This window comes from Microthrixaceae bacterium (assembly GCA_016702505.1).
Classification (GTDB): domain Bacteria; phylum Actinomycetota; class Acidimicrobiia; order Acidimicrobiales; family Iamiaceae; genus Aquihabitans.
In genome coordinates this window covers 1-12,449 of sequence record JADJDU010000004.1, presented here as the reverse complement: position 1 = coordinate 12,449, position 12,449 = coordinate 1, and the positions used below count along the sequence as shown (strand labels likewise).

The 12,449-nt window shown below is 67.0% G+C and carries 12 protein-coding genes; 10 read left to right on the top strand and 2 right to left on the bottom strand.

Going from position 1 to position 12,449, the window contains the following annotated elements:
• Positions 1-15 precede the first annotated feature (15 nt).
• Both IPG97_06150 and IPG97_06145 read left to right on the top strand, forming a co-directional pair.
• Positions 16-1,116, top strand: a complete 1,101-nt coding sequence (locus tag IPG97_06150) for an alpha/beta hydrolase (protein MBK6856137.1) — start codon at positions 16-18, stop codon at positions 1,114-1,116.
• A gap of 47 nt (positions 1,117-1,163) precedes the next feature.
• Entirely contained in the window at positions 1,164-1,742 is a 579-nt protein-coding gene (locus tag IPG97_06145; protein MBK6856136.1) for a hypothetical protein, read from the top strand.
• Positions 1,743-1,839: 97 nt separating this feature from the next.
• Here IPG97_06145 and IPG97_06140 read toward each other — a convergent pair whose 3' ends face one another.
• Both IPG97_06140 and IPG97_06135 read right to left on the bottom strand, forming a co-directional pair.
• Positions 1,840-2,949 carry an AI-2E family transporter gene (locus IPG97_06140; protein ID MBK6856135.1) on the bottom strand — a complete coding sequence of 370 codons (1,110 nt, stop codon included), beginning with the start codon at positions 2,947-2,949 and terminating at the stop codon, positions 1,840-1,842.
• 249 nt (positions 2,950-3,198) lie between these two features.
• Entirely contained in the window at positions 3,199-3,837 is a 639-nt protein-coding gene (locus IPG97_06135) for a histidine phosphatase family protein (protein MBK6856134.1), read from the bottom strand.
• 89 nt (positions 3,838-3,926) lie between these two features.
• Between IPG97_06135 and IPG97_06130 the strand changes: the two genes are divergently transcribed.
• The 8 genes from IPG97_06130 (at position 3,927) to IPG97_06095 (ending at position 11,646) form a co-directional block, all read left to right on the top strand.
• Positions 3,927-4,169, top strand: a complete 243-nt coding sequence (locus IPG97_06130) for a MoaD/ThiS family protein (GenBank protein MBK6856133.1) — start codon at positions 3,927-3,929, stop codon at positions 4,167-4,169.
• 341 nt (positions 4,170-4,510) lie between these two features.
• A complete protein-coding gene (locus IPG97_06125) occupies positions 4,511-5,488 on the top strand; it encodes a hypothetical protein (GenBank protein ID MBK6856132.1) in 978 nt (325 codons plus the stop codon).
• 21 nt (positions 5,489-5,509) lie between these two features.
• Positions 5,510-6,052 (top strand): aerial mycelium formation protein, encoded by a 543-nt coding sequence (locus IPG97_06120; GenBank protein MBK6856131.1) that lies wholly within the window; start codon positions 5,510-5,512, stop codon positions 6,050-6,052.
• 48 nt (positions 6,053-6,100) lie between these two features.
• Complete coding sequence (locus IPG97_06115) at positions 6,101-6,589, top strand: helix-turn-helix transcriptional regulator (GenBank protein MBK6856130.1); 489 nt, start codon at positions 6,101-6,103, stop codon at positions 6,587-6,589.
• A gap of 76 nt (positions 6,590-6,665) precedes the next feature.
• Positions 6,666-7,817 (top strand): glycosyltransferase, encoded by a 1,152-nt coding sequence (locus IPG97_06110; protein ID MBK6856129.1) that lies wholly within the window; start codon positions 6,666-6,668, stop codon positions 7,815-7,817.
• Entirely contained in the window at positions 7,807-8,286 is a 480-nt protein-coding gene (locus IPG97_06105; protein ID MBK6856128.1) for a YbjN domain-containing protein, read from the top strand. The genes IPG97_06110 and IPG97_06105 overlap by 11 nt, the downstream gene beginning before the upstream one ends.
• Positions 8,287-8,752: 466 nt before the next feature.
• Positions 8,753-9,550 carry a pyrroline-5-carboxylate reductase gene (locus IPG97_06100; protein ID MBK6856127.1) on the top strand — a complete coding sequence of 266 codons (798 nt, stop codon included), beginning with the start codon at positions 8,753-8,755 and terminating at the stop codon, positions 9,548-9,550.
• 1,859 nt (positions 9,551-11,409) lie between these two features.
• Positions 11,410-11,646 carry a hypothetical protein gene (locus IPG97_06095; protein MBK6856126.1) on the top strand — a complete coding sequence of 79 codons (237 nt, stop codon included), beginning with the start codon at positions 11,410-11,412 and terminating at the stop codon, positions 11,644-11,646.
• Positions 11,647-12,449 lie beyond the last annotated feature (803 nt).

Below are 12,449 nucleotides of genomic sequence, written 5' to 3'. Positions count from 1 at the left end.
GAACAGGGAGGCAACATGAAAGCGCTTGGACGATTGACGAAGCTGGCCGCGGTCGCGGCCGTCGGGATGGTGGCCACCGCCTGCCTTCCCCCCAACCCCGGCCCAACGGGCTTGTACCTCGGTCAGCAGGCCGACATCACCCCGTCGGTGACGCCCAAGGCGGCGCCGATCACCTGGGGTGCCGCCCCCAACATCGACGAGCACTACGGCGGAACGCTCTACGCCGGTACCGGTATGGAGATGCAAGACCCCCGGCCCGCCCTCGTTGACGGCAACCAGCAGCTTCGTCTGTGGGTGGCCGACCCCGAGGACGGTCGCACCAACCGACCGGTGATCTTGTGGTTCCACGGCGGGGGCTTCGCCGCCGGCATCGACTCCATGTTCGGCCTGGCCAACGGTGTGGGCGAGGAGTACGCCAAGCGGGGTTACGTGAGCATCTCGGTCGAGTACCGCACCGACACCACCCTGGTCGGCACCGGAACCCGTCCCCCGAGCCTGTGCCAATGGGTGCAGGACTACACCGGTTCGCCCACCGACCCGACCTACATCCAACGGCGTAACCAATGCGCCCGCAACATCTATGCCGCCCAGTACGACGCCTTGGCCGCCATCCGCTGGGTGAGGGCCAACGCCGCCGATCTCGGCGTCGACCCCAACCGGCTGGCCATCGGTGGCTTCTCGGCTGGAGCGGTCATCTCCTACGCCGCTGCCTACCAGTGGGACCAGGTCGGAACCGTCTCCTACTTCGCCGGTGATTCGCTGGACCCGTTGACCTCTCGCCCCCAGGCCGCCATCGGGGCTTCGGGGTTCCTCCCGACCATGGATGGAGCCGCGCCCGCGACCGTCGGGGTCGGTGACGTACCGACATCGATGATCGCTTCACGCTTCGATCCGGCCGCGGCCTACCCGTCCACGGCGCTGACCACCGTCACCGCTCGGGGTGAAGGCCTGGTGGCCGAACTCGCCTCCTACTGCAACGAGTCGCTGCACGCCGCCAACTTGTACGCCGCCCACCGGGCCGCGACCGACGAACAGTGGACGACGTTCTTGGCCCGGGAGCTGCTCTTGTACTCCGAGATGCGCCCGGCATCGGCTGACCCGGTCTGCGCCGCCTGAGCGAGCGCTACTGAGTAACGGGCCGACCGCCGGTAGGGTGCCGGACCGTGGTCGACCAGCCTGAAGATTCACAAGCCGCACCAGAGGCGGCCGTCCCCACCGGTGACATGACTGGCCCGGGACGGCCGCCCGCTGGCCTCGAGGAGGAGAGTGCACCGCCGCCTGCGGAGGCGAACGAACGCCTCCAAACCGGTGGGCAGGACGACATCGAGGGGCGCGACGGCACCGAGGTCGAGCCAGCAGATGTCGAGCCAGAGGTCGAGCCAGCAGATGTCGAGCCAGCAGATGTCGAGATCGGCCTGGCGGCTTTTCTTCCCGAGGGCGTCGAGTTGGATGCCGGTGACGATGACGACCACACCGGAGACGGGCCCGGTCTTCCCGATGGTGACGGCAGTGAACCGGGCGTAGACGGCGCCGGCAGCACCCGGCCCGACCAGGACGACTTCGACCTGGAACTGTTGGATGGGATCGAACGAGACCTGGACGCGGTGGCGGCAGCGTTGACCCGACTGGATCAGGGCACCTACGGCACGTGCCCGGTGTGCGATGCAATCATTGATGCCGACGTGCTAGCGGCCGACCCGGTGAGCAGCACCTGCGGCCGCCACGACCGAGCAAGCCAGTAGTCGAGCCGACCCATCGACCCGGCATGGTCAAACCGAGGCAACGCCTCGGTCTGATCAACCTCGCAGCGACGACGACTGGACCTCTGGGCTAGGACCCTTAGCGGTTCGTGTCTGCCACTGCTTCCACTGGGACGGGCTGATCCTGCGGCGGTTCGTCGAGGGCGCGGCGCAGAGCCGGAAGGGCTCGGACCCCGATAACTGCCAACGGGACGGCCATGACCAGCCCGACCACACCACCGACGATTCCACCCAGGGTGGTGACCACCAGCACCGCCAACGGATGGATCGCCAAGGTACGTCCGGTCACCATGGGCTCGACCAGGTTCTCGATCACAAGGTTGGCCACCAGGGCCACCACCAGCATCGTGACCGCGGCGCCGATACCGCCGCTGGCCAGCCCGACCACCACACCCAAGGCCCCACCCAGGACCGTCCCCATGTAGGGGATGAAGCCGCCGAGGAAGGTGACCACCATGAGCGTGGGTACCAGAGGAAGGCCGAGCAACAGCGCCGCCCCACCCACCACCGAGGCCACGATGGCCGACACGATGCTGCGCCCCAGCCAGTAGCGACGGAGCACGAAACAGGTGTCGGTTATGAACGCATCCAGGTCCTTGGTCTGTGCCGGTGGCACCCGAGCGACCAGAGACTGCCGGATCTGGGGCCCGTCCTTGATCAAGTAGTACATGATCAGCACGCCCAGAAGGGCGCCGACGGCGAAACCGGCCACGGCCCGGGCCCCGGTGGTGGCCACCTTGGCCAGCCCGGCACGCACGCTCGGATCCATCTGTTCGAACTGCTGGCGTAGTTCGGCGATGTCCTCCTCGCTGACGTTCAGCTCGAGGAGAGCCGACTCCATCTCGTCGGTGAGACGATCACTTTGGGCCACGATGCCCTGCACCGTCAGACCGACCACGGCCACACAGCCGATGACCAGGCCGGCCACGACCAGCCCGGCGGCCGCCGCGGCCGGGATGCCACGTCGTTCCATGCGTCCGGCCACCGGACGGAACAGAACGGCGAGCACCGCGGCGAACAGGAGCGGGAGCACCACAGAGCTGATGGCGGCCAGTGCCAACACCACCACCGTGGTCAATGCCACCACGCCGAGCAATGACCATGACGCCAGCCCGAGCTGGTGCAACAACGGCCGGTCCCGCGAGCCGATGCCCGCCGAGGCCTGCCAGGTGGCTCTTCGGGCTGCCAACCCGGCGGCCAGTGTCGGATAGGTGGGGGCGGTGGCCCCGGGCGAGTCGGGGCCGAGCAGCCCGGGACCGTCACCGGTCGACGAAGCGGCGCCCCGGTCCGGCGAGGGTGGGACCGCTTCGGGCTGATCGTTGGAGGATGTCGGGTCCGTGTCGATCAGACCAGTATGGGTCCGCCACGCCGGTCCAGGGGTGAACTGCGAGGTCCGGACCGGTCGATGCCCGTGGCCGACGACGGCGAGAAGCCAGCCTCAGATCCGGTCGGCTTCGATCGGGACCGTGTGGGTGGGGTCGACCAGCGACAGCCGATCGCCGACGATTATCTGTCCGTCGGTGGTGACGTCCAACTGCACGGCGTCGAGGTTGGACAGACGCGGCCGTCCGGTTGCTCCCAGCCGACGTTCGAGGGCGTAGACCACACCGCCATGGCTGACGGCCAGGACATCGCCGTCGGGCACCAGGCGAGCCACGGCGGTCAGGGCCACCTCCAGGCGCTCCCACAGGTCGTCGTCGGACTCCCAGCCGTTCGGCCAGGCCGGGCCGCCGTCGGGTCCGGGGACGAACCCGGTCGGGTCATCGGCCAAGAGACCGGGGAACCGGGTGTGGATCTCGGTTCGGGTGAGACCCGAAAGCGGCCCCGCATCGCGTTCTCGAAGGCGCGCCTCTGTGGCCACGTGGTCGACTCCGAGCAGACGGGCCAGGATGGCCCCGGTCTCGGCTGCTCTTTGCAGGTCGGAGGTCACGATGGCGTCTACGGTGCCGACCTTGAGGGCGGCCTCGGCCGCCTGACTGCGGCCCAGATCACTCAACGGCGGGTCGGCCTGACCTTGCCAGCGGCCATCGGCGTTCCATGTCGATTCGCCGTGGCGCACTAGCAGTATCCGAGTCATCGGCGCTCAAGGTACCGGTCCCGCAGCGACCGACCGAAAGCGTCCGGAAATGGGGTGTCAGCGGTCGTCCCGGTAGCGTTGGACTCGCCATGGCTGTCCTCCGGCTGTTCGCCGCCGCCCGCACCGCCACCGGCACCGGCCGAGTGGTTCTGCCCGGCGCCACGGTGGCCGACGTCCTCGCCGAGGCCGAGGCGCGTTATGGCCCCGAGTTCACCGAGGTGATGACTACCGCCAAGGTCTGGCTCAACGGCGCTGAAACCCACGGTGACGCCCCGGTGACCGACCAGGACGAGGTCGCGGTCCTGCCTCCGCTCTCGGGCGGTTGCGTGTGAGCCCCAAGCCTCCTCCGCGCCCCCGCCAAGGAGACGACGCTCAGCCGCTCCGGGGACCCCAGCGAGCTGCTTCGAGCAACGAAGGCCGGCCGGGCCCGGCGGGACCACCCCGTCGACCTAGTGAGGACCAGCCCGCGTCGGCAGGGAACCGAGGGCCGGGCAAGGCCCGGTCTCGGCCAGGGTCGGGACGGGCGGAGCTGGGTGCTGAAACCCTGTTCCGTGACGCGGCGCCGCCCAAGCTGACCTTGGATGACCTCGCTCCACGGTCCGATGACGCACGCAGGTCAGGTCGGGTCGGGCCCCGCAGTTCTGGTTCCCGGTCGGGGCCACCGACTTCGAGCGTGCGTTTCAAGGACCCGGTGCCGGTCCCCGCTGGAACCACGACCGCAGCCGCGGCTGGCACCGCGTCACCGTCGACGCCGGTCAGACCGACGGTCCCCACCGGACATGAGCTCTCACCCACCGGTCGCCTCCGGGCAATCCGCAGGCCGCGCCCCGATCCGTCCGAGTTGTTGCCGCCCGCCCCGTCGCCGCGTACGGCGTTCCGCCAGCGCTTCGGCGTGGTTTACGACACGCAGGGTCCAAGGGTTCGAGTCGGGGTGTTGTGGGCGGCGTCGGTGGCGCTCGCCCTGGCCTTCCGGCCGCTGCGGCCCTACGGGCTGGCCACCCTCTACGCCGTGGTGGCGGGTCTGGCCGCCATGCAAGTGGTCGACGCCTGGCATGCGGTGCGGGGTGGAGCCGACCGGTGGGTGGCCGCCTTGGGGGCATCCACCCTGCCCATGCTCGCCACCATCGGGACCGCCCCGGTGGGGGCTGGCCTGCTCGGCCTGGTCGCTGCCTCGGTGGCCGCGGCTGCGCTTCGCCAGGACCGGGATCTGCCGGTGTTGTCGGCCGCAGGTCACACCGTTCTGGCCGCAGGTCTGTGCGGCGGGGCCAGCGCGGCCATGGTCCTGCTCGCCGACTACGAGATCGGTGCCGTCATCATCCTGGTGGTCTTCGTGATGGTCTACGACGCCAGCGACTACCTGGTCGGGTCTGGAGCCAGCAACGGCTTCGAGGGCCCCGCCTTCGGCGCTCTGTTCATCGGGGCGGTGGCCTGCCTGGTCGCAGTCACCGGGGTACCGCCGTTTCGAGGCGGAGACGTCTGGACCTTCGCCCTGTTGGCTGCGCTGGCCTGCCCCGCCGGTCAACTGCTGGCGTCGGCCATGCTCCCCAACGCTGCCGCTCGGGCTCCGGCCTTGCGACGGCTCGACTCGATGTTGCTCGTGGCGCCGGCGTGGGCCGGGCTCGTCGGTCTCTACCTTCAGCGGGCCGTCTGATCCGGTCCTACAGTTGGCCCAATGGACCGGGAGCTGGACCGCATCCTCGCCGATGACTACCTGAGCGGCCTTGCCGGTCTGGACCTGTCGGTGATCCGTGAACGGCGGGCCGAGTGCCAGGCCGTCGAGACCCAGCTCTCCTACCTGCGACGACTCGTCCAGGGTCGACACGACATCGCCACCGGTGAGATCGACCGTCGTCGCCACGGCGGATCGCCTCAGGACGTGGCCGACCTGGTCGAGCGGCTGCCCGAGATCTTGGCCGACCGGATCCATGCCCCCGGTCCGGGTCGGATGCCGTCGATGATGGAACCGGGCGACATGGAGGGCCGTCTGGTCGAGGAGCTCGACGCCATCACCGAGGCCGCCACCCTGGACACCCCAGACCAGGTGACAGACGGCGACCTGGCCCGAGCGGCCGAGCAGCTGGCCGCGCTGGAACTGGAGGTGTCGACGTTGAGGCGCTCCCTGTTCGACCGTATCGATGCCCTTCAGGCCGAGCTGACCCGCCGATACCGAGACGGTGAGACCACCGTCGACGACCTGCTGGCCGGGACAGACTGATCCGGCTTGGTTTCGGCTTGCCAGCGGCGGTGACGTACCGTTGGTCACATGACCGAACTCGAGGAGCGCTGGCGCGATCTCGGTGAGTTCATCCGTGAGCAGCGTCGGGTGGGTCACCTCTCGCTGCGCAAACTTTCGGAGATGGCCGGGATCTCCAACCCCTACTTGAGCCAGATCGAGCGGGGTCTGCGCAAGCCGTCTGCCGAGATCCTCCAGCAGATCGCTCGAGCCTTGGAGATCAGCTCGGAGACCCTCTACGTGCGGGCCGGGATCCTCGAACCCCGTGAGGGCGAGACCGACATGGTCGACGAGATCCGGCGAGACCTCTGGTTGAGCGAGGAACAGAAGAAGACCCTCATACAGATCTATGAGACCTTTCGCTCAGAGCGCCAGGCGGCTGGCTTCGGCCCAGTGGAGGAGCCGCCGGGTCTCGAGGTGAGCACCGAGGCTGTCAAGGGATCTGACAGCGACGCCGACGGCGTTCACGACGAAGATCCCGACACCGAGGAATCAGAGGCCCTTGCCGGGCGTTCCTGACCACGTGACCGATCTCGCCGTCGTCTCGCTCCATTCGTCGCCGCTGGTTCAACCCGGCGTGGGCGACAGCGGCGGCATGAACGTGTACGTGAGGGAACTGGCCGGATCACTCGCCCAGGCCGGAGTGGACACCACCGTGTACGTGCGGCGATGGGCGGCGGGCCTGCCCGAGGAGGTGGCGGTGGAACCGGGGTTCCGCGTCGTCCACGTGGAAGCCGGCCCACCCGACCTGGCCAAGGAATCTCTGCCCGAGGTGGTCGGCGAGTTCACCGCAGGCCTGCTCGGACACCTCGAACGCCGCCCCGTGGATCTGGTTCACGCCAACTACTGGCTTTCGGGAGTGGCCGGTCACCGGGCGAAGCACGCCCTCGGCCTGCCGCTGGTGTCCACCTTCCACACCCTGGCTCGGGTGAAAGCCGAGACCGGAGACCCCGAACCCGACCGGAGGGTCGAAGCCGAGGTCGAGGTGATCGGCTGTTCCGATGTGATCCTGGCCAACTCGTTGGAAGAAGCATCCCAACTCCGCCGCCTGTACGGAGCGGATCCCGAGCGGGTTCAAGTGGTGCCACCCGGGGTGGATCACGCCTTCTTCGCTCCCGGTGATCAGCGCGGGGCACGCAAAGCCCTGGGCTTGGATGCCTCGGCACCCACCTTGTTGTTCGTCGGACGAATCCAGCCGCTCAAGGGTTTGGACGTGGCGATCGAAGCCCTAGCCCACCTGGTTGCCCGCGGTCACCGCACGGCTCGCCTCGTGGTGGTGGGCGGGCCGAGCGGGGCCGAAGGGCCAGGCGAGTTGGCCCGCGTCCAAGCTCTGGCCCGGGCTTGCGGGGTCGCCGGCCACATCGACTGGCGGGATCCCCAGCCCCACCACCTGCTGTCATCGTGGTACCGGGCCGCAGACGTGGTTGTGGTACCCAGCCGGTCCGAGTCGTTCGGGCTGGTGGCCCTGGAGGCGGCAGCCTGTGGGGTTCCGGTGGTGGCCGCTGCGGTGGGGGGACTGAGGACGTTGGTGGTGCACGGTCTCACCGGGTTGTTGGTGCCCGACCGTGATCCGTCGGCCTACGCCGAAGCAATTCACCGGTTGCTGTCCGATCCCCGTTTCGCCGGTGAGTTGGGCGCCACCGCCGCCACCCGGGCCCGCACCTACACGTGGTCCACCGCCGCGGCCCGGCTGCGGCGCATCTACCACGACCTGACCCGCCGGGTTCCGGTGTCCTGTGCCGCCTGATCCCGGCGAGCGGGTGGCCACCGCCGCCGAGTTGGCCGAGCTGGAGAACCTGATCGAGGCCTGGTTGGACCGCCAGCGGGCCGAGAACCCGCTGTTGTTGGAAGCGGACCGAGGTGAGCCCGACCTTCGCCGGTGGAGGCTGCGCCTGGCCGGTGAGGAGAAAGACGTCACCACCGTCTGGCTTACCGTCGATCAACGGACCATCTCCTATGAGACCTACGTCATGCCGGCACCAGACGAGGACCATGCCCGCTTCTACGAGCACCTGATGAGGCGAAACCGCCAGTTCAACGGGGTGGCCTTCTGCATCGGTGACGAGGACGGCGTCTACCTGCGAGGTCAGCTCCCGGTGTGGGCCGTGACCGATGACGAACTGGACCGCATCGTCGGGTCGCTGTACGCCTACGTGGAGCAGTGCTTCCGCCCGGCACTGCGCATCGGTTTCGCCAGTCGCTTCCCCACCGCCTGACCCCGAACCCCCGCCCTGTCCTCCTGCTTCAGCTTCCTCAGACGGTCAAACACCGTCGGTGGCCGCATCGAGCCCGATTCACCCGGGTGACCAGGGAGAATTTCGCACGACCCAACTTCGATCGGTGGATCGAGGCTTAGGAGGCGAGCCGACAGGCGAGCCGACCCATGAGCACGGCATCGCTGAACCGAGGCGAAGCCTCGGTCTGATCACCCTCGCAGCGACGACGACCGGACCTATCCGCTCGGGTCCTTAGGGCGTACTTCAGGTCGATCCGGAGCGGGCGGTTGGGCTCCACCCTGCCCTGCCTTTACTGATGTGTCATTGTCTTTCAGTATGTTTCCGTCTATCGTGCCGGGCGGCCGGTCGGGTGGATCGGGGAAGGTGCACCCGACCGGCCGAACCAGCATGATGGCGATCGCTATTGCGGCCACCGTCTCCAGGTCGTGTCGCTAGCGTGCCGGACATGAGCGAACTCCTGGTGGTCGGTGGCGGCAAGATGGGCGAAGCCTTGGTGGGAGGCCTGTTGGCCGCCGGTTTCGCCGAACCGTCCCAGGTGGTGGTGATCGAACCGGTCGAGGCTCGCCGCGCTGAACTGGCCGCCACCTTCCCTGGCCTGGTGCTGGCCCCCGCGGTCGACCAGGTCGGTCGGGCCGTGCCGGCAGCAGCGGTGGTGGCGGTCAAGCCTCAACAGGTCCCCGAGGTGTGTGCCGCCCTGGGCCTAGCCGGCGTGACCCGGGTGTTGTCCATCGCCGCCGGTGTCCGGCTGGCCACCATGGAGGCCGAGATGCCCGCAGGGGCGGCGGTGGTGCGGGCCATGCCCAACACTCCGGCCATGGTCGGAGCGGGGGCGTCGGCCATAGCCGGTGGTTCCGCGGCCACCGACACCGATCTGGACTGGGCCGAGCAGGTGCTGGGCGCGGTGGGGACGGTGGTGCGGGTGAGCGAGGCCCAACTCGACGGTGTCACCGGCTTGTCGGGTTCGGGTCCGGCGTATGTGTTCCTGGTGGCCGAAGCTCTGATCGACGCCGGCGTGCTGGTGGGCTTGGCCCGTCCCGTCGCCACCGAACTGGCGGTGCAGACCCTCCGGGGTGCAGCCGAGCTCCTGGCCAGCGGAACTCCCGCCGCCGAGCTGCGAGCCAACGTCACCTCGCCAGGCGGTACCACCGCCGCTGGCCTCCGGGCCCTGGAAGCCGCCGGTGTCCGCGCCGCCTTCGCCGACGCCGTGGTAGCCGCCACCACCCGGAGCGCCGAACTGGGCTGAGGCCGGGCGACGACCCCCAAGACATAAGACCGTCGACGCGCAAATTTGCCAGCCCGTTTGTGGCTGGCAAATTTGCGCGTTCCAGCAAACTAGTAGATGGTCACGACGTTGCGTGTGGCTGTCGTGCCGACCGTGGGTCGGTTCAGGCCGAAGGTAGCTGACCTGCTGCAGACACTGTTTCCGAACTTGACCGTAACCGTCATTCCACTTGTGGGCACTCGCTTGAAGTTGAAGTTGTAGTTTCCGCCGGGCTGGAGTTGCCCATCCACGCTCCCCGTTGGAGGCCTCCACCCAAACCCACGTTGCACTGGAGCTGCATGCGATAGCACGTCCCTTGAGCGTCACGTTCGGGTTCCATGCCGTTGCACCAGCCTGACTCGCCGGTGCCAAGGTGCCGAGAGTGGCAAGAACGGTGAACGCGATCGCAAACAGTGAGCTGATACGGATCTTGCGAGTGGTACGGCGAGCCGGGTTGGTGGTCTTCATCACTTGGTCTCCTTTGTGGACTGCAGGAGGTTCCTGCTGAGTTGATGAGACCATGCAATTACAGGTTCCTGAAATGGGGAGAACTCCCTTGCGTGTGGGTGGCGGAACTGAACGGGTGGACAGTGGGTCGACTAGCCGAACGGCGATAGCCCCTTCGCTGGCGCCAATTGCCATAGAGCGTTCGCCGGCCAAGTCGACAAGACTGGGGCTCATGTCGGATCGGATGGATGGCGAGGGGACGGCCTCTCGAATCAAAGGGACTCTGAGGCCTTCGGGGCCGATGACCTCGCCGAGAGGCGGTGTAGGGGCGCCCTCTGAGCTCAAGGGCAGCCTGAGGCCTTCGGGGCTGTCCAGCTCGGCGGACGGTGGTGCTGTGGATGCGTCACGGCCCCATAGCGCACCCAGTAAGCCCGCTATCAGCCTGTCGGGTGCTCCATCTCACGCCACAACTGGAACCATGTCCGAGTTCGAATCCAGCAAAGGAGGTGCTGCGGAAAGGACGGTCTCGTCGAGCGCAGGACCGGCTATCCCTCCGCCAGCTCGGTCGTGGGTGCCGCTTGTTAGCGTGTTCATTGCCTTGGCTCTGGTCGGCGTAGCCTTGGCGGTTGGTGGTGCCGATGATCAACCGGCTAGCCCGCTTCTGGCCAGTCACCAACGGGCACACACGCTGGCGACGGAGAGGTATCTGCCGGCGAGCCGACCGAATCGATGATGCCGAGGCCATTGGATGCCCCTACCGCGTCTCTACCGCCGTCAGATACTCCCCCTGCTACTGCTCCGGGCTGGGATCTGATCGCTTCGGCATCCATACCCAGTTTGTGCGGTCACCCGCCGACGACGTTGGTGGATGGGAAGCACACCGAGATTGCCGAGGGTCAGGGGTTCTTTGAACTTCTCCAGGGGCTGGAGAGCGGGGCACCAGGATTCGTCTCGGGTCTACCAGGGGCGGAAGTGGGGACGCTGACGGCCGCCGTGGCTTCCTGTTCCGCTGGTGGAGTCGGATGGCCCAATGTGATCGTGTTGTTCTCTCCGGGGGGAGCCTTTTACGGCGCTGGGGACCTGACATTGGATGAGCAGGCCTCCAATTGGAATGTCGAAGGAATGGCGGCTCCGGGACGCGAGGGCGTAACAGAGTTGAGGGTGGAGGGTATGAGTCTGGTGGTGACAGTTCGCGCCCTCGTAGATTCCGACGCCGAGTGCTGCCCGTCAGCGGTGGCCGAAGTGCGAGCCCACGCCGAGGCTGGACGGCTGACAGTGGACGAGATCACACGGATCGACGCCGGGCCAGTTGCTCCCTCGTCGAGGTCTGCCCTGACTGTTCGCCGCTTGTCCTCGGTGGGTCGCCCTGCGATAGCGCTCAAGCGGACGAGATCATGGCCGAGTTCGCCAAGCTCTGGGGTGGTGGCGGGGACTGGCAGTCACTGGTTGATGGAATTGCTCCGAGCAATCTGCCGGACTTGCTGCCGACGGATGTTTCGGCTTATAGCTGTGATCTGATGGGGTCTGATCAGATCCAGTGCGATTTCACCGCTGCCTCATCGATATACTATTCGCTGCTGTCTGTTGGATCCATGAAAATTACATGGATCCAACAGAACGACGGATTCTGATGCATGGCTCCCGGTGGACCGGATATTGCCTTAGGCAACCGGTGCTGGTCTGAATTCGGAGAGTTCGAACTCAGCGATGACGGGAGGGCAGTCGGGGGGTTTTGGGGTGGACACAGTGTGTTCACGGAATGTGCCTGCGAGCTCGCTTGCTACCCATTGGGACTCCGATGTGGTGACCGGGAAGACGCTGACGACTCGTAGTTGAACAATTTCAGTTACGACGTCACTTACCGCCAGAGCAGTTGTCGTAGGTGGAGGGCCCTTGTGTCGTGCCTGACCAGGTTCGTCCGTCAAAAGAAACTGGCACTGTCGTATCCAGGATTCGCACCGAGCAGTCTGGTGTGCAGGTCATAATCAATTGGTTAGGCGGATTGCATTCGAAAGGGCCTCCTTCTGGGGTCGTCAGTCCTTCCGCCGAGCAGACCACATTGGTGAACTTGCCCTCGAACGCACCGTCGATCAGGGCCCCCGGCAATCTCATCGTCTGTCGGTGTCGTGGTAGTTGTCACGTCGGCTTCAGTCGGTGGCGCTGGTGCCTGGGTCGTTGGCGAGCCGTCAGCAGTTGATCGACCAGTTGAACTCTCGTTAGACGAGTTTGAGGAGTTGAGGGCGATGGTCACTGCGATCACGATGATCACCATCGACATGATGGCCACAGCGATAGAACGCTTTCGGAGTCCCGTTTTGTCGGAACCACCTGTCGGTGGCGGGCTTGTGTCAGGTCCAGGTTCAGGTCCGGCGGGGGGCCGGATGATCGTGGCCCCGCCGTAGGCGTCGCCAGGTTTCGGGATGCTCCGTGGCGC